Genomic DNA, 23335 nt, shown 5'->3' on the forward strand with positions numbered 1-23335 from the left:
ACGCTAGCCAACCCGTGGCACCGCTGGGAAGCACGATGAGCGATATGCCCGATACATTTTCGTGACCTTTTCGGATCGAGGGCTCCGCACCCCCTCCGACCGGGCACTCCTTCACGGAACGTCGACGTCCGCTCTCCGTGCGTAGAGCCGAAACCGTCGCTTCCCGGCTTCGGCGGAAGGTTGTCAGTCCGGCCGCCTAGACTCAGTAGGCGATGAGCAGCCTCTTTGACGACAGTTTCCTGACCGGCCTCCAGCCCGCGGAGGACGGCCCCCCGCCGCCCCCCGAGGACCACGCGCCCGAAGCGGTGCCGGAGGGACTCTTCGAGGGCGTCTACGACGCGCCCCCGCCTCCCCGGGACGGGTACTACCGGGACGGTCACCCGCGCCCGGTGATCGACTCCGCCGCGCTGCTCGACGGGCTGAACACCGAGCAGCGCGCCGCCGTCGTGCACGCCGGATCCCCGCTGCTCATCGTCGCCGGGGCCGGCTCCGGCAAGACCCGGGTGCTCACCCACCGCATCGCCCATCTGCTGGCCGAGCGCGGCACGCACCCCGGGCAGATCCTCGCGATCACCTTCACCAACAAGGCCGCGGGCGAGATGAAGGAGCGCGTCGAGCAGCTGGTGGGCCCGCGCGCCAACGCCATGTGGGTCATGACCTTCCACAGCGCGTGCGTCCGCATCCTGCGCCGCGAGTCGAAGAAGCTCGGCTTCACCTCGTCGTTCTCGATCTACGACGCCGCCGACTCCAAGCGCCTGATGGCCCTGGTCTGCCGTGACCTCGACCTGGACCCCAAGCGCTATCCGCCGAAGTCCTTCACCGCCAAGGTCTCCAACCTCAAGAACGAGCTCATCGACGAGGAGACCTTCGCCGGACAGGCGGCGGACGGGTTCGAGAAGACCCTCGCCCAGGCGTACGCGCTCTACCAGGCCCGCCTGCGCGAGGCCAACGCCCTGGACTTCGACGACATCATCATGACGACGGTCCACCTCCTCCAGGCCTTCCCGGACGTCGCCGAGCACTACCGCCGCCGCTTCCGCCACGTCCTCGTCGACGAGTACCAGGACACCAACCACGCCCAGTACACGCTGGTCCGTGAGCTGGTCGGCCCGGCCGGGGAGAACGACGCGCCCGCCGAGCTGTGCGTGGTGGGCGACGCGGACCAGTCGATCTACGCCTTCCGGGGCGCGACCATCCGCAACATCCTCCAGTTCGAGGAGGACTACCCGAGCGCGACGACGATCCTGCTGGAGCAGAACTACCGCTCCACGCAGACGATCCTCTCCGCCGCCAACGCCGTCATCGAGCGCAACGAGAGCCGCCGCCCCAAGAACCTCTGGACCAACGCCGGCTCCGGCGCCCGCATCACCGGCTATGTCGCCGACACCGAGCACGACGAGGCGCAGTTCGTCGCCGACGAGATCGACCGGCTCACCGACGCGGGCGACGCCAAGGCGGGCGACGTCGCCGTCTTCTACCGGACCAACGCCCAGTCCCGTGTCTTCGAAGAGATCTTCATCCGCGTCGGCCTGCCCTACAAGGTCGTCGGCGGCGTGCGCTTCTACGAGCGCAAGGAGGTCCGGGACGTCCTGGCCTACCTCCGCGTCCTCGCCAACCCCGAGGACACCGTCCCGCTGCGCCGCATCCTCAACGTCCCCAAGCGCGGCATCGGCGACCGCGCCGAGGCCATGATCGACGCCCTGTCGACGCGCGAGAAGATCTCCTTCCCGCAGGCGCTGCGCCGCGTCGACGAGGCGTACGGCATGGCCGCCCGCTCCTCCAACGCCGTCAAGCGCTTCAACACGCTGATGGAGGAGCTGCGCACGATCGTCGAGTCCGGCGCCGGGCCCGCCGTCGTGCTGGAAGCCGTCCTGGAGCGCACGGGCTATCTCGCCGAGCTCCAGTCCTCCACCGACCCGCAGGACGAGACCCGTATCGAGAACCTTCAGGAACTCGCCGCCGTCGCCCTGGAGTTCGAGCAGGAGCGCGGCGACGAGGAGGGCGCGGGCACGCTCGCGGAGTTCCTGGAGAAGGTCGCGCTCGTCGCGGACTCCGACCAGATCCCCGACGAGGACGAGGACGGCTCCGGCGTCATCACGCTGATGACCCTGCACACCGCGAAGGGTCTGGAGTTCCCGGTGGTCTTTCTCACCGGCATGGAGGACGGCGTCTTCCCGCACATGCGCGCCCTCGGCCAGACCAAGGAGCTGGAGGAGGAGCGCCGCCTCGCGTACGTCGGCATCACCCGCGCCCGCGAACGGCTCTATCTGACCCGGGCCGCGATGCGCAGCGCCTGGGGCCAGCCCTCGTACAACCCGCCCTCGCGGTTCCTGGAGGAGATCCCGGAGCAGCACCTGGAGTGGAAGCGCAAGGGCCCGATGGCCGCCCCCGCCGGACCGACCTCCGGCATCACGTCCTCGCTCTCCTCCTCCCGCGCCCGCACCGGCCCCTCGGGCTTCGCGACCCGGCGCGGCGCGGAGAAGCCGACGGTCACCCTGGTGGTCGGGGACCGGGTCACGCACGACCAGTTCGGGCTCGGCACGGTGACGGCCGTCGAGGGCTTCGGCGACCAGGCCAAGGCGACGGTCGACTTCGGCGACGAGCGCCCGAAGAAGCTGCTCCTGCGGTACGCGCCGGTCGAGAAGCTGTAGACGCACGGACGGACGCGAAAAGGGGGGCCCTCGGGCCCCCCTTTTTTCACATGCTCGTCAGGTCGGGTTGACGCCCTTGCTGCGCAGCCACACCAGCGGGTCGATCGCCGCACCGCCGCCGGGCCGGACCTCGAAGTGCAGGTGAGGACCGGTGGAGTTGCCCGAGTTCCCGGAGTACGCGATGACGTCACCGGCCTTCACCGGACCCGAGCGGATCTTGGTGCTGCTGAGGTGGCAGTACCAGGTCTCGGTGCCGTCGGCCGCCGTCACGATCGCCATGACCCCGTAGGCGCTGTTCAGCTGGGTGCGCACGGTGCCGTCGGTCGCGGCCATCACCGGAGTGCCGTACGAGACGGGGAAGTCGATGCCCGAGTGCACGGACATCCAGTTGACGCCGGCCTGACCGTAGTAGGCGCTGAGCCCGTGCTGCTTGACCGGCAGGACGAACTTGGGTCGCAGCGCCTCACGGCGTGCGGCCTCCTCCTCGCGCTTCTTCTTCTCCGCCGCCTGCCGCTCCCGCAGGTCGATGCGCTCCTGGGTGCGGCTCGCGCGCTCACGGAAGTCGTCGCTGCCCTCGGAGAGCTGCTCCAGCTGGCTGTCCAGCTGGTTGTTCGCGGCTACCGGCTTGACCGTGCTGGGGTCGGCGACCGCCAGCGAGGTGGTCGTCTCGTCCTGCTTCTCCTCGCCGCCGGGCATCCCGCTGACCGAGGCCGCGGCGATGCCCGCGACGCTCATCACGCAGGCGGAGGGCACCGCGACGGTCAGCAGGGCGGAGCGCTTGGCGGGGGTACGCCGACGGGCCCGGTTGCGGGGTGCGGGGGCACGGACGGCGGTGCGGTTCACGGGGTGCGGGGCGGGGAAGTCGTCCCCGGCGTCCCGCTCCCGCTCCGGCGCGGCGTCCGGTTCGAGGACGGCGAACGCGGCGGTGGCGGTCGGGTCGGCCTGCGGCTCCTCGGCCGTACCGTCCGGCTCGGCCGAGGCCTCGGGCGCCGTCGCGTCGGCCGACTGCTGTTCGTACAGCGGGTACGACGTCTGTTCGGGCTCGTACGCGGTGTCCCCGGGCGTGGCGCCGGAGTTCCACGCGGTCGCGTCGTAGGCGCCCGTGTCGTAGGCCCCGCCGCCGTACGTGCCCGTGTCGTAGACGCCGGTGGTGGCGTACGTCCCGGTGTCGGCGGCGACGGCCGCCGTGCCGTACGCGCCGGTCGGATACGCCCCGGTCTCGTAGGCGTCCGCGCCGTGGACGCCGCCGGTTCCGTACGCGGTGCCGGCCGGATACGTACCGGTGTCGTAGGCGCCCGTCTCGTACGTTCCGGTCTCGTACGCCTCCGTGGCGTACGGGGCCTCCGCGCCGAACGAAGTGCCCGTGCCGAAGGTGGTGTCCGTGCCGTACGAGGTGTCCGTGCCGTACGGGGCGGTGGGGAACGCGCCGGTGTCGGCGGTCGCCCACTGGCCGGTCAGGTCCTGATCGGTGACCTGCTGCCAGGCCCCGGAGGTGTCCCACTGCTGCGGGGCCTGTTGCGAGGCCTGCTGCGGGGTCTGCTCCTGGGCGGCGTAGCCGTCGTAGGCGAGCGTCTGCTGTGCGCCGGTGTTCCAGGCGGAAGCGTCGTACTGGCCGCTGTGGTTCGGCTGTCCGGTCGCGTACGTGGTGTCGTAGCCGGCGCCGTAGGTGCTGTCGCCGTATCCGGCGGCGGGGTGACCCGTGTCGTAGCCGGTGTCGTGGCCGCCCGGAAGGGAGCCGAAGAGCGGGTCGGTGTCGAAGCTGCCGGTCGATCGGTCGTCGTACCCGACGTGCCCGGCGTGGGGGTGCTGGTCGTTCACCAACTTCTCTCTCGCCTCGGCAGCAGGACTGTTCTGGGTCCCGGTCAGGGGGGTCCCAGGGGGAAGCAGTGGCCGCGACTGTACCCGGCGGTATGTGAGGACGACAATCTTCGACAGGTTTTGCGTCCGTAGGAAACGGGCAATCGGCCGTCTTTCGGTGGACGATAGACGCAGCCTTGGCCCTACGTTCGATAAATGTTCTATTTCAGGCCACGGAAGTCGCACCGTCGGCGGGCGCCGCGTCCTCTTCTGTCCCCGGCGCATCCAGAGCCTCACGGATCGCGGCGGCCACCGTCGGGTGCACGGGCAGGGCGAGGTGCCCGATGCCGGTGACGCGTACGTTCACCGCGTCGAGATCGGGGTGGTCGACGCACGCCGTCTCGATGGGGACCATCACCTGGTCCAGCTCGCTCCAGAAGCTCACGAACCGGGTCCGGCAGCCGGGGGCGGGGGCGCGCAGTTCCTCGATCACCGAGGAACTGCCGCGCATCTGCCGCACGATGGGGTGAACGCCCGCCCCGGGGGCGACGGCGGTGCCTCCGTGCGGGGTTCCGAGCGTCACCAGGGTGCGCACCCGCCGGTCGCCGCCGAGTCGCTGTACGTAGTAGCGGGCGATCAGGCCGCCGAGGCTGTGCCCGACGATGTCGACCCGGTGGTGCCCGGTGCGCGCGCAGATCTCCTCGACATGCCGCCCGAGCAGTCCGGCGGCGGTGCGGATGTCGCGGGTCAGCGGGGAGTAGTTGAGGGATTCCAGGTGGCGGTGGCGGTGGCGGTGGCCGTGACCTTGGCCGTTCCGGATCAGCGCGCGGCGCAGGAGGACGAACACGGAGCGGTTGTCGATGAAGCCGTGCAGCAGGAGGACGGGCGGCGCGGCGGCGGCTGTGACCGGGAGGGCGGTGGCCGGCGGGGCGGCCTCGTCCGGGCCCCGGTCCGGGTCCGGGCCCCCGGCGGTGGTTTCGGTGCCGGTTCCGGCGTCGGTGCCTGTGCCCGTCCCTGTGCCTGTGCTTGTCGGCCGGGTCGGTGGGCGGCGCTCCGGGGTGAGGCCGAAGGGGTAGACGACCAGGTGTCCGGCGAGGACGACCAGTTCCAGTGCGGTGGCGCCGAGCAGTGCGGACGAGAGCCGGGGGACCGGCGGGCGGGGGAGGCGGGGCAGTAGGGAGAGGAGAGGGAGGAGCTTCACGGCCGACCTCCTGCACTGGCGTACGGGGGAGGCGGCTCCCGTCCCCGTATGCCCTCATGGGGTGTCGGCACGAGCGCCGCGCGGCCGGTGGCGGCCGGGCGGACGTGGGGCCGTACCACCGTGCCGTGCGGCTGGCGGCGCGGTGGTACGGCGACCTCGTAGCGGCTCCCTCAGGGGGTGTGTCGCGCCGGTCCCCGCGCGGCCGGAACACCGCGTGGTACGGAGGACGGCGCCTGGCGAACATGTCCCACGTGTGATTTCCCCCTCCCCGCCTGCCGCGAAACAGCGGCTTGCGGGATGCTGTGGATAACGTTCGTTCACATCCCCGGCCCTTCAGGCACGGGAGACCAGGTGGAGGCAGTGATGGGTGTGACCGGTCCGATCCGTGTGGTGGTGGCCAAGCCGGGCCTCGACGGCCACGACCGCGGGGCCAAAGTCATCGCGCGGGCGTTGCGGGACGCCGGTATGGAGGTGATCTACACGGGCCTTCACCAGACGCCCGAGCAGATCGTCGACACGGCGATCCAGGAGGACGCCGACGCCATCGGCCTCTCGATCCTCTCCGGGGCGCACAACACGCTGTTCGCCAAGGTGATCGAGCTGCTCAAGGCCCGGGAGGCGGAGGACATCAAGGTGTTCGGCGGCGGGATCATCCCGGAGGACGACATCGCACCGCTGAAGAAGCTGGGCGTCGCCGAGCTCTTCACGCCGGGGGCGACGACGACCGAGATCGTCACCTGGGTCAACGCCAACGTCCGCCAGGCCGCCCAGGCCTGAACGCCGACCCCGGGGCGGGCCCGCTGCACACGGGGCCCGCGCGGGCCGCTGTCACGCCTGACGCCGGCCGGTGCGGGGCGGGCGTGCACGCCTGGCGTCGGCCGGGGCGGTGCGGGGCGGTGCGGGGCCGGTGTGCGGTCCCGGGCCGGGCGGGCCTGTCGCGGGCGTCCTGGTCAGGCCATCAGCTCCGCCTCCATCGTGGCGCGCAGCCGCAGCGTGGAGACCAGGCGCTGGAAGGCCTCCGACCAGTAGCCGCCCGCTCCCGGTGACGCCCCTTCCCGCTCGTCCTGCGCGGCCGTCAGGACCTCCAGCCGGTCGGCCTCGGCCGGATCCAGACAGCGTTCCGCGAGCCCCATCACTCCGCTGAAGCTCCACGGATAACTCCCGCCGTCCCGCGCGATGTCGAGTGCGTCGACCACCGCGCGCCCGAGCGGCCCGGCCCAGGGGACCGTGCACACCCCGAGCAGCTGGAACGCCTCCGACAGGCCGTGCGCGGCGATGAACTCGGCCACCCAGGCGGCCCGTTCGTCCTTGTCCAGGATCGCGAGGAGCTTCGAGCGCTCGGCGATCGAGGCCGTCCCGGGCGCACTGGCCGGAGGCGCCGACGGACGCCCGAGCAAGGCCCGGGCCCAGCGCGGATTCCGCTGCCGCACCGTCGCCCGGCACCATGCGGCGTGCAGCTCCCCGGCCCAGTCGTCGGCGACGGGCAGCGCCACGACCTCCTCGGCCGGGCACCCGCCGAACCGCCGCTCCCAGACGTCGAGCGGGGTGGCCTCCACCAACTGCCCGAGCCACCAGGACCGTTCGCCCTGGCCCGTCGGCGGCACCGCGGCGACGCCGTCACGCTGCATCCCCGCGTCGCACTCGTGCGGCGCCTCCACGGCGATGGAGACGGCGCCCCCCGTACGGTCGGGGCTGACGCAGGACATCGCGCGGGCCGCCATCCGGCCGGCGAGGGCCGACGCGGGCAGGGCGGACAGCAGTTCGGCGGCGGTGGCGCGCACGTTGCGGCTGCGGTCGGACAGGGCCTGCTCCAGGAACGGCTCGTCGTCGGCCCCGAGCCCGGACCGCAGGGAGTCCAGGAACATCAGCCGGTCCTCGGCCCGTTCGGCCGACCAGGTGGTGGCGAGCAGGGCCAGCCCGGCGGGCGGATCCTGCGCCCGTACGGCGTCGAGCAGCGCGACCCGCTCCGCGAACAGTCCCTCCTCCCACAGCCGGCCCACCGCATCCGGGTCCTCGGTGTCGGGCCGGAGCGTGCCGCTCGCGGAGCCCCGCAGGGCGAACTTCCAGTCGGGGTTCAGCCCGGCCAGCCACAGTCCGCGCGGTCCGGCGAACGCGAGCGCCTGCGGGCGCAGGTCCGTCCGGGCGCGGGCGGCGTCCAGCAGCGGCGGCAACAGGGCCGCCGGGGCGCGATAGCCCTTCCGGTTGGCGGTGGCCAGCCACTGCGGGATGAGCTCGGTGAGGTCGGGCGCGGTCCCGCGCCGCCCGCCGCCCGAGGGCGCGGCGCGATCGGCCAGCAGATGGGCGAGCCGGTGCCGGGCGGCCTCGGGGAGGGCCGGGCGAGGATCCGGGGCGGCGGGCTCGGGGCGGGCCTCCGGAACGGCGGGCAGCAGCCCGGCCCGCTGCCGCACGGTGTGCAGCGCGACGGCGTCCAGCAGGGCCGCGGGAGCGTCGGCGGCCGGTACGGGGTGGCCGCGTGGCGTCGGAGGCCGGCGGTCGGTGCCCAGGAGCGCCGAGGTGACCAGCTCCTCCCAGGGGAGGGAGTCGACGGACGCGGAAGCGGTGGCGCTGGGGCCGGTTGCGGTGGTGGTGGGGTTGGCGGTGGGGTCGGTCGTGCGAGGCATCTTTCCCCTCCAGTGGCAGGGCTGCGCGGGTGTCGGGCCGGGGCGGCAGGCGCGGACGCGGGTGCTGGGCGGCGGACAGCGGACGGCGGTCAGCGGACGGTGGATAGCGGACGGCGGTCAGTGAACGGCGAGTGGCGAACGGCGGGCAGCGGGCGGCGAGTGGCGAACGGCGGGTGGCGGGTGGCGGGTGGTGGGCGAGCGCCGGTCGCCGTCTCAGACCAGTTGGACGACCGCCCCGCCCGTGGTGCGCCCGTCCTCCTTCTTCTCCTCCTCCGTCTCGCCCGGGTCCCAGGCCGCGAACGGGTCGAAGCCGCGGTGGCCGATCTCGCCGAACACGGTGACCGGGCCGCCGCCGGACAGGGCGACGAGCTTCCACAGGCCCGGCCGGGACAGCGCGGCCGGGGCGATCGGCAACGCGGAGTCGGCGTGTGCGTCGGCCACCTGCCAGCCGTCCTTGGACGGCACGGGTATGACGTCGCGCAGGGTGACCGGGCAGGCGTCCAGCCAGGGGTCATCCCGCAGGGCCGTGCCGTAGACGGCCGGTGCGGCCGCTGCGGCGATGCCCGGCGGAGGACCGGCCGGGGCCGTGACTCCGAACTGCTCGCCCAGCTCCGCACGGAGCTGCCCGCCGCCCGGATACGGCGTCAGCTCGGCGTCGATCGTGGTGCCCACCGGCAGCGCCCGGGCCGGGGAACGGCCCGCCGCGCCGAACGACAGCAGCAGGGCGGTGCGGCCCGACCCCCGCCCGTACAGCCAGATCCGCCGGGTGACGATCTTGCCGTCCGGGGTGTCGTACTGCGCGAGGACCAGCCAGTGGTCGCGGACCGGGGCGCCCTCGGCGGACACCGGCAGCCCCACTCTCGTCCGCACGGTCGCGGCCAGCGGGTCCGGCAGCCGCTCCCGGCCGAGCCAGGCCGTGTCCAGCAGATGGAGCAGGCCGCACTCCTCCAGCAGACGGACCGGCCAGCCAGGACCGGACCCGGTGATCGCGCCCAGCTCCCGCACCCGGGCCGCGAGACCGGGGGCCTGGGCGTCGACCATGCGGGCCGCGGTCTCCTCCCACAGGCCGTAACCCGAGCGGTCGGTCGCGGCGAGCCCGCCGCGCAACAGGTCGGCCAGGCGCTGCTCCAGCTCCTGGGCGCCGCCCGTGACCCGCTCGGCGCGGCGCTCCGCCCGCTTCCTGGCGGCGGCGGTGTCGGCGGGCCCCCGCGCGGTGTCGCCACCCGCCGCCGCCCCGGCCTGCTCCGCCGTACGTCCGCGCCGGCCCTCGATCCAGGCCGCGGCCCAGTCGGCCGGCTCGCCCGGCCGGAACGCGGCGTCGTCGGAAGCCAGGAGCAGCAACAGCCCCAGTGCGTGCTTGCACGGGAACTTCCGGCTCGGGCAACTGCAGGAGTAGGCCGGGCCGTTGGTGTCGACCACCGTCCGGTACGGCGTGCTCCCGCTTCCCTTGCACAGGCCCCACACCGCGCCCGCGGCATCGCGGCCCGTGCCGGACCACGGGCCGGCCGCGCCGAGTCGCGTACTCGCCTTGCGTGATGCGTCGTCAGGAGCCAGTGCCAGCACCTGCTCCACCGGCCAGCGCGCCACCGGTCCGCCGGTGGGCGAGGGTTCTCCCCCGTGAGATAGCAGCATGTCCCCGACGGTAGGCGGCACCACTGACAGCCCCCTCCGACCTGCGACGCAGCAGCCCGAGCGGGATTTGACTTCGCCATTCCCCTGCGTTTCTCTGCGGTCTCCGCGTACGGAACAGATCCGGGCGGACCGATCCAGGGGGGATCCCAGATGAACCGCACCATCCGCACCACGCGTACCGCCAGAATCACCCGCCCCGTAGGTGCCGTTGCGAGCGCCCTCGCCGTCACCGGGCTCGTGTTCGGACTCGGCGCCTGCTCGTCCGAGTCCGTGGACGAAGCGGTCGGCAAGGCGGTCGACAAGACCGTGGACGAGACGTATGAGGTCACGTACGAGGTGACCGGCACGAGCGTCGACGAGATCACGTACCACGGGGGTGGCGGCGAGGCCATGGAGCCCGAGCTGGAGACCGTCGAATCGCCGACCCTGCCGTGGAAGAAGACCGTCACGCTGCGCGGCATCATGCCGCCCGCCGTCATGCCGATGGCCTTGGAAGAGGGCGGCGCCGACGTCGCCTGCACCATCACCTACAAGGGCAAGGTGATCATGGAGTCGAAGGGGGACGGCATGCTGACGGCGGGCGGCTGCGTCACCGTGTCGCCGATCGTGGGCTGACCGAGGCCGGCCGGGCCGGTCCCGGATGCTCGTGCACGGGCCCTGACCTGCGGTCAGGGCCCGTTGTCAGTGGCATGGTGCACGGTGGAACCAGATCAGGTCGAACGATCTGGAGGGGGATCCATGACCGTGCCCGAAACCACCGCGGCCGTCGAGCCGGAGGCAGGAGCCGAGGCGCTCCGCCCGCACGCCGAGGACGCGTTCGCCGACGAGCTGAAGGCGCTGGCGGCCGCCGACGACCGCCCGAGGCCCGCTCGTTGGCGGCTGTCGCCCTGGGCCGTCGCCACCTATCTGCAGGGCGGGACGCTGCCGGACGGGACGGTGATCACGCCCAAGTACGTGGGCCCGCGCCGCCTGGTCGAGGTGGCCGTGACCACGCTCGCCACGGACCGGGCGCTGCTCCTGCTCGGCGTTCCCGGTACGGCCAAGACCTGGGTGTCCGAGCACCTCGCCGCCGCCGTCAGCGGTGACTCGACGCTGCTCGTGCAGGGCACCGCGGGGACGCCCGAGGAATCCGTCCGCTACGGCTGGAACTACGCCCAGCTGCTCGCCCACGGCCCCAGCCGCGACGCCCTGGTGCCCAGTCCGCTGATGCGGGCCATGTCCGAGGGCATGACCGCCCGGGTCGAGGAGCTGACCCGTATCCCGGCCGATGTGCAGGACTCGCTCATCACGATCCTGTCCGAGAAGACGCTCCCCGTCCCCGAGCTGGGCCAGGAGGTCCAGGCCGTCCGCGGGTTCAACCTCATCGCCACGGCCAACGACCGGGACCGCGGCGTCAACGAGCTGTCCAGCGCGCTGCGTCGCCGGTTCAACACCGTCGTGCTGCCGCTGCCCGCCACCCCGGACGCCGAGGTCGACATCGTGTCCCGGCGGGTCGACCAGATCGGCCGTTCGCTCGACCTGCCGGCCGCGCCGGAGGGGCTGACCGAGATCCGGCGCGTGGTGACGGTCTTCCGCGAACTGCGCGACGGGGTGACCACGGACGGGCGCACCAAGCTCAAGTCGCCTTCCGGCACGCTCTCCACGGCGGAGGCGATCTCCGTCGTCACGAACGGCCTCGCCCTCGCCGCCCACTTCGGCGACGGCGTCCTGCGCCCCGGTGATGTCGCCGCCGGCATCCTCGGCGCGGTCGTCCGGGACCCTGCGGCGGACCGGGTGGTCTGGCAGGAGTATCTGGAGACCGTGGTGCGCGAGCGGGACGGCTGGAAGGACTTCTACCGCGCCTGCCGCGAGGTATCCGCATGACGAGCCCGGCCGCGAGGACCGGGAGGCCCGGGACGGCCGGGACGAGCGCCGGCGCGACTACCGGAGCGGCTGGGCCAGGTCCTCGTGTGGCCTCCGGCCCCTGGCTCCTGGGGGTGCGGCATCACGGTCCCGGGTCCGCCCGCGCGGTCCTCGCCGCGCTCGCGGCGGCCCGCCCGGCCGCCGTCCTCATCGAGGGGCCGCCCGAGGGCGACGCGCTGCTCCCTCTCGCCGCCGACCCGCAGATGCGTCCGCCCGTCGCGCTGCTCGCGCACGCCGTGGACGACCCGGGGCGGGCCTCCTTCTGGCCGATGGCCGCGTTCTCGCCGGAGTGGGTGGCCATCCGCTGGGCGCTCGACCACGACGTCCCGGTCCGCTTCATCGATCTGCCCGCCGCCCACTCCCTCGCGCTCAAGGAACCCGCGCCGGGCATGGGGCGGGACAAGACGCCGGGGGAGCGGGCGGCGGAAGCGGAAGAGGTCACGCCGGTCGTCGACCCGATCCGGGTGCTCGCCGAGACCGCCGGATACGACGACCCCGAGCGCTGGTGGGAGGACGTCGTCGAGCACCGCGCACCCACCGGAGGAGCACCCACCGGAGGAGCGCCTGCCGGAGGAGCACCCACCGGAGGAGCACCCACCGGAGGAGCGCCCACCGCAGGGACGCCCGCCGGAGAAGCGTCCGCCGCAGGGACGCCCGCCGGAGAAGCGTCCGCCGCAGGGACGCCCGCCGGAGAAGCGTCCGCCGCAGGAACGCCCATCGGAGAAGCGTCCGCCGCAGGAACGCCCATCGGAGAAGCGCCCGCCGGAGAAGCGTCCGCCGCAGGGACGCCCGCCGGAGAAGCGTCCGCCGCAGGAACGCCCGCCGGAGAAGCGCCCGCCGCAGGAACGCCCATCGGAGAAGCGCCCGCCGGAGGGACGGCTGCCGGAGGAACGCTCGGCGGAGGGACATCCGGCGACGCCCTCGCGCCGTTCGTCGCGCTGGCGGAGGCCATGAGCGCTCTCCGCGAGGCGTACGGCGACGGCGGGCAGCCCCGGGACGCGGTGCGCGAGGCGTACATGCGGATCCAGCTGCGTACCGCGCGCAAGGAGTTCGGTGACGGCGTCGCCGTCGTCTGCGGGGCCTGGCACGTGCCCGCGCTCGCCGCGCGGACCACCCTCGCCGCCGACCGAGCCCTGCTCAAGGGCCTCCCGAAGATCAGGACCGACCTGACCTGGGTGCCGTGGACCCACCGCCGGCTCGCCCGGCACAGCGGATACGGCGCCGGAATCGACTCACCCGGCTGGTACGGGCACCTCTTCGACGCGGCCGACCGGCCGATCGAGCGATGGATGACCAAGGTCGCCGGACTGCTGCGCGAGGAGGACCGGTTCGTCTCCACCGCCCATGTCATCGAGGCCGTCCGGCTCGCCGAGACCCTCGCCGCCCTGCGGGGCCGCCCGCTGGCGGGGCTCGGCGAGACGACCGACGCGGTGCGGGCCGTCATGTGCGAGGGGTCCGACGTCCCGCTCGCCCTCGTCCGGGACCGGCTGATCGTCGGCGAGACCCTGGGCGAGGTGCCGGACGCCGCCCCGGCCGTCCCGCTGCAACGGGACCTGACCCGCAGCCAGCGCACCCTGCGGCTCAAGCCGGAGGCGTCGGAACGCGAGCTGGACCTCGACCTGCGCAAGGAGACCGACGCCGCCCGCAGCCGCCTCCTGCACCGGCTGCGCCTCCTCGACATCGGCTGGGGCGACCCGGTCGCGGGGCGAGGCAGCACCGGCACCTTCCGGGAGAGCTGGCGGCTGAGCTGGGAGCCGGAACTGCACGTCCGGGTCGCGGAGGCGGGCGTATGGGGCACCACCGTGCTCACCGCCGCCACCGCGAAGGCCGAGACCGGGGCCGTGGCGGCGACCGCGCTGGCCGACGTCACCGCACTCGCCGAGCACTGCCTCCTGGCCGAACTGCCCGACGCGCTGCCCGTCGTGATGAAGGCCCTCGCCGACCGGGCCGCACTCGACGCGGACGTCGGCCACCTCTCGGACGCGCTGCCCGCCCTGGCCCGCTCCCTGCGGTACGGGGACGTGCGCGCCACGGACACGGCGGCGCTCGCGGAGGTCGCCGCCGGACTCGCCGAGCGGATCTGCGTCGGCCTGCCGCCCGCCTGCACCGGCCTCGACGCCGACGGGGCCGAGGCGCTGCGCCGTCAGGTGGAGGCCGTGCACGGCGCGATCGGGCTGCTGCTCGCCGGAACGGCCCCCGCCGAAGGGCTGCGGGAGCGCTGGGACGCCGTCCTGCACAAGCTGGCGGGCCGGGACGCGGTCGCCGGGATCATCCGGGGCCGGGCCACCCGGCTGCTCCTGGACGAGGGACGGCTCGCGGAGGACGAGGCGGCCCGGCTGATGGGCCTGGCGCTCTCGCCCGGCACCCCGCCCGCCGAAGCCGCCGCCTGGATCGAGGGGTTCGTCGGCGGTGCGTCGGGCGGCGGCATGCTGCTGGTCCACGACGAGCGGCTGCTCGGCCTCGTCGACGCCTGGCTGACCGGTGTCCCCGCCGACATGTTCACCGATGTGCTGCCGCTGCTGCGCCGCACGTTCTCCGCGTACGAACCGGGCGTACGGCGCACCCTGGGCGAGCTGGTCCGGCGCGGGCCCGCCCCGGAGGGCGCCCGCCGGGGCGACGCCGCCCGGGTGCCCGGGGGCTTCGGACCCGGTCTCGACGCGGCCAGGGCCGACGCGGTGGAGCCGGTGCTGCGCCTGCTGCTCGGCCGCACAACCGAGCCCACGGAGGCGGCCGTATGACAACGACCAGGAGGACGGACCCGATGGGGGAGACGACACCGTCGCCCGACGCCGAACGGCTGCGGCGCTGGCGGATGGTGCTCGGCGCGGACAGCGCCGACAGCACCGGATGCGCCCTCACCGGCCAGGACGCCGCGATGGACGGTGCGTTGAACGCGCTGTACGGCGGAGGCGCGGGCAAGAAGCCCGGCGGCCGGGGCACCGGCGGCCGTTCGGCGGGGCTCGGCGCGTCCGCGCCCTCCGTCGCCCGCTGGCTCGGCGACATCCGGACCTACTTCCCCAGCTCCGTGGTCCAGGTCATGCAGCGCGACGCGATCGACCGGCTCGGCCTGGCGGCGCTGCTCCTGGAGCCGGAGATGCTGGAGGCGGTCGAGGCGGACGTCCACCTCGTCGGCACCCTGCTCTCGCTCAACAAGGCGATGCCCGAGACGACGAAGGAGACCGCACGCGCCGTCGTCCGCAAGGTCGTCGAGGACCTGGAGAAGCGCCTGGAGAGCCGCACCAGGGCCACCCTGACCGGCGCCCTGGACCGCTCGGCGCGGATCAGCCGGCCGCGCCACCGCGACATCGACTGGAACCGCACCATCCGGGCCAACCTCACGAACTACCTCCCCGTCCCGGGAAGCACGGAGGGGAGGGGGACGATCGTTCCCGAGCGCCTCGTCGGCTACGGGCGCGCCTCCCGGTCGGCCAAGAAGGACATCGTCCTGTGCGTCGACCAGTCGGGCTCGATGGCCGCGTCGGTCGTCCACGCCTCCGTCTTCGGCGCGGTGCTCGCCTCCATGCGCACCCTGTCGACCCGGCTCGTCGTCTTCGACACGGCGGTCGTCGACCTCACGGACCAGCTCGACGACCCGGTCGACGTCCTCTTCGGCACCCAGCTCGGCGGCGGCACCGACATCAACAGGGCGCTCGCCTACTGCCAGTCGAGGATCACCCGCCCCGCGGACACCGTCGTCGTCCTCATCAGCGACCTCTACGAAGGCGGCATACGCGATGAGATGCTCAAACGGGTCGCCGCGATGAAGGACTCCGGCGTGCAGTTCGTGACGCTGCTCGCACTCTCCGACGAGGGCGCACCCGCCTACGACCACGAGCACGCGGCGGCGCTCGGGGCGCTGGGCGTACCCGCGTTCGCCTGTACGCCGGATCTCTTCCCGGATGTCATGGCGGCCGCGATCGAGAAGAGGCCACTGCCCATACCGGACAAGGAGACCCAACAGTAACCAGGGACTTGCGTGACCCCCACGGGCTCGTGCAAGCATCGACCCGTCGTTCGCGGAGGGCGGCATTCCGCCGTCCGCGTACCAGGGAGGAGCCACCGAGGTGACCACGACCACCGCTGCCCGCGCAGCCGTCGACCCGCGCCCGGCGCAGGGTACGGCGGGGCGTCGCGTGGCACAGGTGGTGGTGTCGGTGCTGTTCCTCGGCGGGCTGCTGGCCCTGGGAATCCTCACGGGCGGACGCGCGGAGGCGCAGGAGCGCCCGGATCCGGGCCCGCTCACGGCTTCCGTCGCGGACGCCCTGCCGGACGCTGTGCCGGATGTCGTGCCGGATGCCACGGCCCCTGAGACCGCCGCCCGTAAGGCAGCCGAGCCCCCTGCTCAGCCGATCGCCGAACGGCCCGTCAAGTCGGCGGCCGAGCCGGTGGTCGAGTCGGCCACCGGGCCGGTCACCGAACGGGTCGTCAAGCCGGTCGTTGAACCGGCCGCCGAGCGTGCCGTCGAGCCGGTGGCCACAGCGGCCGATCGGGCCGCGGAGCAGACCGCGCGGCAGCAGGCGGCGGCAGGACAGCAGGCCGTACGGGAATCCTCCGTGCCCCCTCGGGTCAGCGATGCCGTGGTCGAAGGAGCGCAAGACGCGGGAGACGCCGTGGAGCGGGTCGCCGGGGAGGTGCGGCCGCTGGTGCCGGACCTGCCGGGGCTTCCCCCGCTCTTCTCCGTGCTGCCCGTGCCCGGTGGCGGACCGGACGCACCCGGTGCCCCGTCACCTTCCGTGCCGGGCCCCGGCCGTGGTGCCGAGGACGGCACCGCCACGCCGGGCGACGCCGCACCGGACGCCTCCGACGAGTCCGTCGGGCGCGAGGCGGACCGAAACATCGGGGCGCCGTTCTCCGCCCCGGCGACCACGGCCGTGCCGGACGGGTCCGGTACGCCGGGCGCCGGGCACGCGCAGAGCCCCGCGCCCACGCCGACGCCGTACCGCGCACCGTTCGACCCCTGCGGCGACCTCGTGCGTACGGCGACCGCCGATGTCCAGGGTCCGCGCGGCGGCGACCTGCACGCGGTTCCGGCCCCGGGCGGTCCGCATGCCGCCCTGGTCCGGGGAGCGGGTCTCCCGGCGACCGCCGCCCCGATAACCGACAGATCCGGCGAGATCCTCGAATTCCCCGGCTAGGGCAGGCCGTTCCCCGCCTCGACCTGCCGCGCGGGGGCGGAACAGGTCTGCCCGCGTCCGGACTTCTCCGGACTGCCGAACACCTTCGAAGGATCTGACACACCCATGCACAAGAACATGCGCCGATCCATAGCCATCGCCGCCACCGCCACCGGAATGTGGGCGCTCGGCACCGCCGCCGCGAGCGCGGACGAGCTGCCCGTGTCCGTACCGCTCGCGACCCCGGACCTGGCGGCCGAGGCGCCCGACGCGACGGAGATCGTCGAGGACGTCAAGGACGCGACGGCCGTGAAGGACGCGGCGCCCGTCAAGGACGTCACCGACGCCAAGGTCCTCAAGAGCGCCAAGGACGCCAAGGTCCTCAAGGGCGCCGAGGTCATCGAGGACGTCAAGGGCGTCGACGCCGCCGACGGTGTCAAGGACACGTTGTCGGAGGCCGGGAGCAAGGCCGCCGGTGCGACCGACGTACGGGACCGCCTCCCGTCCCAGGTGCGCGCGCCGCAGACCCCGGAGGTCCCGGACCTCGGTGACGTACAGCAGCTGCCCGGGGACGTGCGGGCCCCCAAGGTGCCCGCAGCGCCGGTCGACGAGATCGACTACCTCTTCGGGCCGATCGAGCAGATCCCCGGCTACGCCCAGAACCAGGCTCCGGCCGCCGTCCAGGGCGCACTGGCCGAGGCCGGGCCCGTGGTCGGGCAGACGTCCGACTCCGTGCTGCCCCCGCTCGCCGCGGGTGCGGTCGATGCCGCGCTCCCGGTCGTCGGACAGGCGGTCGGCGACGTCGGCACGCTCGCCCAGGGCGTGCTCGGCGAGGTCGGGCCGTTCGCCCAGGGGGTCGTCGGCGACGCCGCCGCGCCCTTCGTGCAGGGCGTCACCACCGAGGTCCAGCCGCTGGCGTCCGGCGTCACGGGTGCGGCCGTGCCGTTCGCCGGAGGCGTCGCGTCCGAGGTCCAGCCGCTGGCGCAGGGGCTGACCGGTGACGCGGTCGCGCCGTTCGCCCAGGGCGTCACCACCCGGGTCCAGCCGCTGGCCGAGGGCGTCGGGCAGCAGGCCCGGCCGTTCGCGGGCGGTCTGGCGGACACGGTCCGCGAGGACGCCCGCCCCGCCGTCGGTCACGCGGCCACCGGCGCCCAGGGCGTCACCTCGGTCACCCCGTCCTTCGTGACGGACGCGCTGCCCGCGCGGTAGGACGGACGCGCTGCCCGCGCGGTAGGCAGGAGCGCGGTCAGCAGCACGATTCGGCCTCACTCCGGCTCCCGGCGAACCCCGGCCGGGAGCCGGAGGGGCCACCCTCTGTGACCGTTATCACCGCTCAGGTGTGATCTGCGATTTAGGGTCACACGGGGCACGGGGATAACCTGCCGGATGGACATGCCGCGTACTCGGACACCGTGTACGCCTCCCTAGTGACAGCGCAGTCACGTTGCCCTTCGCGGCACGCCCACGCAGAAGAACGAACCGCGATACCACTAAAAGGGACGGACGCGCGTGGACCTGTTCGAGTACCAGGCGAGGGACCTCTTCGCCAAGCACGGTGTACCGGTGCTGGCCGGTGAAGTCATCGACACGCCTGAGGCAGCCCGCGAGGCGACCGAGAAGCTGGGCGGCAAGTCTGTCGTCAAGGCGCAGGTGAAGGTCGGCGGCCGCGGCAAGGCCGGCGGTGTCAAGCTGGCCGCCGACGCCGACGAGGCGGTCGCCCGGGCGACCGACATTCTCGGTATGGACATCAAGGGCCACACGGTCCACAAGGTGATGATCGCCGAGCTGTCCCCGGAGATCGAGGCGGAGTACTACGTCTCGTACCTCCTCGACCGCACCAACCGCACCTTCCTGGCCATGGCCTCGGTGCAGGGCGGCATGGACATCGAGGAGGTCGCGGAGAAGACCCCCGAGGCCCTCGCGAAGGTCCCGGTCGACTCCAACTCCGGCGTCGACATCGTCAAGGCCCGCGAGATCGTGGCCCAGGCGAAGTTCCCGGCCGATGTGGCCGAGGGTGTCGCCGAGGCCCTGGTGACCCTGTGGGAGACCTTCGTCGCCGAGGACGCCCTCCTCGTCGAGGTCAACCCGCTGGTGAAGACCAAGGACGGCCGCATCCTGGCGCTGGACGGCAAGGTCTCGCTCGACGAGAACGCCGACTTCCGCCAGCCCGGCCACGAGGCCCTCGAGGACAAGGCCGCAGCCAACCCGCTCGAGGCTGCCGCCAAGGCCAAGAACCTCAACTACGTCAAGCTGGACGGCGAGGTCGGCATCATCGGCAACGGCGCCGGCCTGGTCATGTCGACCCTGGACGTCGTCGCGTACGCCGGTGAGAACCACGGCAACGTGAAGCCCGCCAACTTCCTCGACATCGGTGGCGGCGCCTCCGCCGAGGTCATGGCGAACGGCCTGGAGATCATCCTCGGCGACCCGGACGTCAAGTCCGTCTTCGTCAACGTCTTCGGTGGCATCACCGCCTGCGACGAGGTCGCCAACGGCATCGTGCAGGCGCTCGCGCTGCTCGAGTCCAAGGGCGAGAAGGTCGAGAAGCCGCTGGTCGTGCGTCTCGACGGCAACAACGCGGAGCTGGGTCGCAAGATCCTCTCCGACGCCAACCACCCGCTCGTGCAGCGCGTGGACACCATGGACGGCGCGGCCGACAAGGCCGCCGAGCTCGCCGCGGCTGCGAAGTAAGGAAGAGGGACTCAGACCACCATGGCTATCTTCCTCACCAAGGACAGCAAGGTCATCGTCCAGGGGATGACCGGCGCGACGGGCATGAAGCACACCAAGCTCATGCTCGCCGACGGCACCAACATCGTCGGCGGCGTGAACCCGCGCAAGGCCGGCACGTCCGTCGACTTCGACGGCACCGAGGTCCCGGTCTTCGGCTCCGTCAAGGAAGCGATGGAGAAGACGGGCGCGAACGTGTCCGTCCTCTTCGTGCCGCCGGCGTTCTCCAAGGCCGCCGTCGTCGAGGCGATCGACGCCGAGATCCCGCTCGCGGTCGTCATCACCGAGGGCATCGCCGTTCACGACTCCGCCGCCTTCTGGGCGTACGCGAACGAGAAGGGCAACAAGACCCGGATCATCGGTCCGAACTGCCCGGGTCTCATCACCCCCGGCCAGTCCAACGCCGGCATCATCCCGGGCGACATCACCAAGCCCGGCCGCATCGGTCTCGTGTCCAAGTCCGGCACGCTGACCTACCAGATGATGTACGAGCTCCGTGACATCGGCTTCTCCTCCGCCGTCGGCATCGGTGGCGACCCGGTCATCGGCACCACGCACATCGACGCCCTCGCGGCGTTCGAGGCGGACCCGGAGACGGACCTCATCGTGATGATCGGCGAGATCGGCGGCGACGCCGAGGAGCGTGCCGCCGACTTCATCGCGAAGAACGTCACCAAGCCGGTCGTCGGCTACGTCGCGGGCTTCACCGCCCCGGAGGGCAAGACCATGGGCCACGCCGGCGCCATCGTCTCCGGCTCCTCGGGCACCGCCCAGGCGAAGAAGGAGGCCCTCGAGGCCGCCGGCGTCAAGGTCGGCAAGACGCCGACCGAGACCGCCAAGCTGGCGCGCGAGATCCTCGGCGCCTGACGCAGGCCGCGCGAACGCGTACGAACGGCGCGGGCCCGCACCCCCTTTTTCATTCAGGGGTGCGGGCCCGCGCCGTTTCTGTCACCTGCCCGCCGGTATCACCGCGGTTGCGGAACCAGCCGCTCCGGGCCGTGCTCCAGCTGCTCGCTCAGCGACTTCTGCAGCTTCAGGTCCTGTGCGGTGAGCTTCTGCGGGCCACCGCGCGGCGGTACGCCCCCGACCCGTTCGGCGGGGGAGATCGGCTGCTCGTAGTGGGTGGGCGCGGTGTGCAGGGTCAGCCCGGTCACGGCGATGAGCAGCGCGACGCCCGCGATGGCGGCCCGGGTCCACAGCCTGGCCTTGTTCTCGCTGCCGGTGCGCACGGCACGGGCCGGCTGCGGTACGGGTACGTGCTCGGCGCGGGCGAGGGCGCCGAGCCGGTCGTGCAGCAGGGCCGACTGTTCGGCGGGCGATTCGGCGGCCGTCAGCTCGGGAAGCCGCTCGGCGACGGCGGCGCGGGCGGTCATCAGCCGGCCCGCCGTCGCCGGGGTGCTGGCCTCCGTCTCGGCCGCCGTCTCCGGGAGATCGAGGCCGACCCCGTCGTACAGGAGCAGCGTGCGGCGGTAGGCCGGAGGCAGATCGAGCAGCGCGTCGAACAGCGCCCGCTTGCCCGGCTCCGTGGGCGGGGCGTCGGGGTGCCGGTGCGTGCGGCGCAGCCGGTGCCAGGGGGAAATCGCGTACTCGTACGCCGCCGCGCGCACCCAGCCGGCCGGGTCGCGGTCGACGGCGACCTCGGGCCAGCGCTGCCAGGCCAGTTGGAAGGCGCGCTCGACGGATTCGCGGGCCAGGGCGCGGCGGCCGGTCAGCAGATAGGTCTGCCGGACGAGGGCGGGGGCGGTACGGGCGTACAGCTCGTCGAACGCCTCGGCGGGCGAGAGCGGCCGCGCGCCGGTCGCTCTCACCTCGGTCTCGGTCTTCGCCTCGGCCTCTACGGGCGCGGTTGAGGTCGCGGCCGGGGCCTCCGGGGCGGCTTCGAGGACGGCTTCCGGAGCCGCCGGAGCCGCCCCAGCTTCCGGAGCCGCAGAGGGCACCGGGGGCACTGCCGGCGCCGGGGGCACCGGCGGTGCGGTGGTGGGGGGTGCCTTCGGTTCGGGCGCGATGAGCTTCGCGTACAGCGCGCGCTTGCGTCCGCGCGGGCTCGTGCGCCCCGTCTCCCAGGAGCGCACGGTGGCGCGCGTGACGCCGACCGCCGCCGCCACCTGATCCTCGCTCAGCGATTTCGCCTCGCGCAGTCTGCGGCGCTCCTTGGGGGAGGGCAGCGGCGGCGCGGCGGCCTCGTCGGTCGTGCTCCGGGTCATGGACGGCCCCCGGCAGCGCCGCACTGGGTGAAAAAGTACATAAACGTATATTGAGCGACACGGCGGCTCTTCGCGCGTTACGCGGGATAAGCGCGTGTCGTTGGCAGCATGGGCCGCGTGACCCAAATGACGCAACGCAGCCCGAAGGTGACGGTCGAGCGGAACCGCACCCTCGCCCTCGCCTCCGCCCTGGTGCGGGGCGCCGTCGCCGCCGGGCTCGGCCTCGGGACGCTGACGGTGCTGGTCATGGTGGTGTGGATCAGTTCCCCGTACCCGGACAGCGGACCGGGTGGGGCGCTGCGCGCGGCCGCCGGGGTGTGGCTGCTGGCCCACGGCGCCGGACTCGTGCGGCCCGACACCCTGAGCGGCGTCCCCGCCCCCGTCGGCATGGTGCCGCTGCTGCTCGTGCTGGGCCCGGTCTGGCTGACGCACCGTGCGGCGCGCGATGCGGCGGAGCCGGAGGAGGGGCGGCCCGGGCCCTCGCAGGCGGGCGCGTTCTGCGCGGTGACCGCCGGGTATCTGCTGGTCGTGGCGGGTGCGGCGGCCTACGCCCGGGACGGTTCGCTGCGCGCGGACCCGGACACGCTGGTGTTCCCGGTGGCGCTGGTGGTGGCCGGTGCGGCGGCGGCCGGGGTGTGGACGGCGGCCGGGCGGCCGTTCGGGCCCCTGCCGTCCTGGTCGCCCCTGGTGCTTCAGGAGGCGTTCGCGCGGACGCTCTTCCGCGACCGGGCCGAGACGGCGTGCCGTTCGGCGGCGGTGGGCGTGACGGTGCTGCTCGGGGGCGGTGCGCTGCTGGTCACGGTGGCGCTCGGCCGGAACGCGGCGGTGGCCCAGGACGCCTTCCTGGCGCTCGCGGGCGACTGGTCGGGCCGGTTCGCCGTGCTGCTGCTGGCCGCCTCGCTCGTGCCGAACGCCGCGCTGTGGGGCGCCGCGTACGGGCTCGGGCCCGGCTTCTCGCTCGGTACGGGAGCCACCGCCACCCCGCTGGGCCTCGACGGAACCCCGGCGGCGCCCCACTTCCCGCTGCTGGCGGCCGTACCGGACCAGGGCCCCGGCACCCTGCTGAACGGGGCGGCCCTGGCGGTGCCGGTGGCGGCCGCGCTGGCGGTCGCCTGGTTCACCGTACGCAGGGCGGCCCCCGCCGACGCGCCGCGCGCGCAGGCGTGGAGCCCGCGCGAGACAGTGCTGGTGACCCTGCTCGCCGCGCTGGGCTGCGGCCTGGGAACGGCGCTGCTCACGGCGGTGGCCGGCGGGCCGCTGGGCACCGGGGCGCTGAGCGCGTTCGGCCCGGTGTGGTGGCTGACCGGCCCGGCCGCGCTGGTGTGGACCGCGGCCGTCGGCGTACCGGCGGCCCTGCTCCTGCGGCTGTGGCGTCTGCGCACCCCGGGCTGGGCCTGGCGCAGGGACGTGGAGGCGGATGCGGACGTGGACGTACCGGAGGTGGCGGAGCCCTCGGAGGCGGCGGCCCAGGAGGAGGCGCCGG

The 23335-nt window shown here is 73.5% G+C and carries 16 protein-coding genes; 11 read left to right on the top strand and 5 right to left on the bottom strand.

Annotation, left to right across the window (positions count from 1 at the left end; translation table 11 throughout):
- The first annotated feature begins 212 nt into the window (after positions 1-212).
- Positions 213-2651: a DNA helicase PcrA gene (gene pcrA, locus G3I54_RS08470; RefSeq protein WP_164612644.1), complete on the top strand. Its 2439-nt coding sequence runs from the start codon at positions 213-215 to the stop codon at positions 2649-2651.
- A gap of 57 nt (positions 2652-2708) precedes the next feature.
- Here the strand turns inward: pcrA and G3I54_RS08475 are convergent, their stop codons facing one another.
- Both G3I54_RS08475 and G3I54_RS08480 read right to left on the bottom strand, forming a co-directional pair.
- On the bottom strand, positions 2709-4469 hold the full coding sequence (locus G3I54_RS08475; protein ID WP_164612646.1) for a peptidoglycan DD-metalloendopeptidase family protein: 1761 nt from the start codon (positions 4467-4469) through the stop codon (positions 2709-2711).
- A gap of 205 nt (positions 4470-4674) precedes the next feature.
- Complete coding sequence (locus G3I54_RS08480; RefSeq protein ID WP_164612650.1) at positions 4675-5649, bottom strand: alpha/beta fold hydrolase; 975 nt, start codon at positions 5647-5649, stop codon at positions 4675-4677.
- 363 nt (positions 5650-6012) lie between these two features.
- Between G3I54_RS08480 and G3I54_RS08485 the strand changes: the two genes are divergently transcribed.
- On the top strand, positions 6013-6426 hold the full coding sequence (locus G3I54_RS08485; RefSeq protein ID WP_030577840.1) for a cobalamin B12-binding domain-containing protein: 414 nt from the start codon (positions 6013-6015) through the stop codon (positions 6424-6426).
- Positions 6427-6599: 173 nt separating this feature from the next.
- Here the strand turns inward: G3I54_RS08485 and G3I54_RS08490 are convergent, their stop codons facing one another.
- Positions 6600-8270 (bottom strand): DUF5691 domain-containing protein, encoded by a 1671-nt coding sequence (locus G3I54_RS08490; RefSeq protein WP_164612652.1) that lies wholly within the window; start codon positions 8268-8270, stop codon positions 6600-6602.
- A gap of 213 nt (positions 8271-8483) precedes the next feature.
- On the bottom strand, positions 8484-9902 hold the full coding sequence (locus G3I54_RS08495) for an SWIM zinc finger family protein (protein WP_203685722.1): 1419 nt from the start codon (positions 9900-9902) through the stop codon (positions 8484-8486).
- A gap of 150 nt (positions 9903-10052) precedes the next feature.
- Between G3I54_RS08495 and G3I54_RS08500 the strand changes: the two genes are divergently transcribed.
- The 8 genes from G3I54_RS08500 (at position 10053) to sucD (ending at position 20515) form a co-directional block, all read left to right on the top strand.
- On the top strand, positions 10053-10517 hold the full coding sequence (locus G3I54_RS08500) for a hypothetical protein (protein WP_164612658.1): 465 nt from the start codon (positions 10053-10055) through the stop codon (positions 10515-10517).
- A 123-nt stretch (positions 10518-10640) separates the two neighbouring features.
- Complete coding sequence (locus G3I54_RS08505) at positions 10641-11765, top strand: AAA family ATPase (RefSeq protein WP_164612661.1); 1125 nt, start codon at positions 10641-10643, stop codon at positions 11763-11765.
- Complete coding sequence (locus tag G3I54_RS08520; protein WP_239144293.1) at positions 11762-14542, top strand: DUF5682 family protein; 2781 nt, start codon at positions 11762-11764, stop codon at positions 14540-14542. The genes G3I54_RS08505 and G3I54_RS08520 overlap by 4 nt, the downstream gene beginning before the upstream one ends.
- A complete protein-coding gene (locus tag G3I54_RS08525) occupies positions 14539-15768 on the top strand; it encodes a VWA domain-containing protein (RefSeq protein WP_239144294.1) in 1230 nt (409 codons plus the stop codon). Before G3I54_RS08520 ends, G3I54_RS08525 begins: the two co-directional genes overlap by 4 nt.
- A gap of 100 nt (positions 15769-15868) precedes the next feature.
- Positions 15869-16939 (top strand): hypothetical protein, encoded by a 1071-nt coding sequence (locus G3I54_RS08530; RefSeq protein ID WP_164612663.1) that lies wholly within the window; start codon positions 15869-15871, stop codon positions 16937-16939.
- Between the two features lie 105 nt (positions 16940-17044).
- On the top strand, positions 17045-18127 hold the full coding sequence (locus G3I54_RS08535; RefSeq protein WP_164612666.1) for a hypothetical protein: 1083 nt from the start codon (positions 17045-17047) through the stop codon (positions 18125-18127).
- Between the two features lie 300 nt (positions 18128-18427).
- Entirely contained in the window at positions 18428-19609 is a 1182-nt protein-coding gene (gene sucC, locus G3I54_RS08540) for an ADP-forming succinate--CoA ligase subunit beta (protein WP_164612668.1), read from the top strand.
- A gap of 21 nt (positions 19610-19630) precedes the next feature.
- Positions 19631-20515 (top strand): succinate--CoA ligase subunit alpha, encoded by an 885-nt coding sequence (sucD, locus tag G3I54_RS08545; RefSeq protein ID WP_164612672.1) that lies wholly within the window; start codon positions 19631-19633, stop codon positions 20513-20515.
- Between the two features lie 98 nt (positions 20516-20613).
- Here the strand turns inward: sucD and G3I54_RS08550 are convergent, their stop codons facing one another.
- A complete protein-coding gene (locus G3I54_RS08550) occupies positions 20614-21852 on the bottom strand; it encodes a helix-turn-helix domain-containing protein (protein ID WP_164612675.1) in 1239 nt (412 codons plus the stop codon).
- Positions 21853-21978: 126 nt separating this feature from the next.
- Here G3I54_RS08550 and G3I54_RS08555 point away from each other — a divergent pair.
- On the top strand, positions 21979-23335 hold a 1357-nt coding region (locus G3I54_RS08555; RefSeq protein ID WP_239144296.1), incomplete at its 3' end, for a DUF6350 family protein.

Source organism: Streptomyces sp. SID14515 (assembly GCF_010548505.1).
In the GTDB taxonomy this organism is placed as follows: Bacteria; Actinomycetota; Actinomycetes; order Streptomycetales; family Streptomycetaceae; genus Streptomyces; species Streptomyces caviscabies.

What these genes read in the sequence shown, in the direction of transcription:
- pcrA (WP_164612644.1), top strand. Translation starts at nt 213, where the DNA reads ATGAGCAGCCTCTTTGACGACAGTTTCCTGACCGGCCTCCAGCCCGCG.
- G3I54_RS08485 (WP_030577840.1), top strand. Translation starts at nt 6,013, where the DNA reads ATGGGTGTGACCGGTCCGATCCGTGTGGTGGTGGCCAAGCCGGGCCTC.
- G3I54_RS08490 (WP_164612652.1), bottom strand. Translation starts at nt 8,270, where the DNA reads ATGCCTCGCACGACCGACCCCACCGCCAACCCCACCACCACCGCAACC.
- G3I54_RS08495 (WP_203685722.1), bottom strand. Translation starts at nt 9,902, where the DNA reads ATGCTGCTATCTCACGGGGGAGAACCCTCGCCCACCGGCGGACCGGTG.
- G3I54_RS08500 (WP_164612658.1), top strand. Translation starts at nt 10,053, where the DNA reads ATGAACCGCACCATCCGCACCACGCGTACCGCCAGAATCACCCGCCCC.
- G3I54_RS08505 (WP_164612661.1), top strand. Translation starts at nt 10,641, where the DNA reads ATGACCGTGCCCGAAACCACCGCGGCCGTCGAGCCGGAGGCAGGAGCC.
- G3I54_RS08520 (WP_239144293.1), top strand. Translation starts at nt 11,762, where the DNA reads ATGACGAGCCCGGCCGCGAGGACCGGGAGGCCCGGGACGGCCGGGACG.
- G3I54_RS08525 (WP_239144294.1), top strand. Translation starts at nt 14,539, where the DNA reads ATGACAACGACCAGGAGGACGGACCCGATGGGGGAGACGACACCGTCG.
- G3I54_RS08535 (WP_164612666.1), top strand. Translation starts at nt 17,045, where the DNA reads ATGCACAAGAACATGCGCCGATCCATAGCCATCGCCGCCACCGCCACC.
- sucD (WP_164612672.1), top strand. Translation starts at nt 19,631, where the DNA reads ATGGCTATCTTCCTCACCAAGGACAGCAAGGTCATCGTCCAGGGGATG.
- G3I54_RS08550 (WP_164612675.1), bottom strand. Translation starts at nt 21,852, where the DNA reads ATGACCCGGAGCACGACCGACGAGGCCGCCGCGCCGCCGCTGCCCTCC.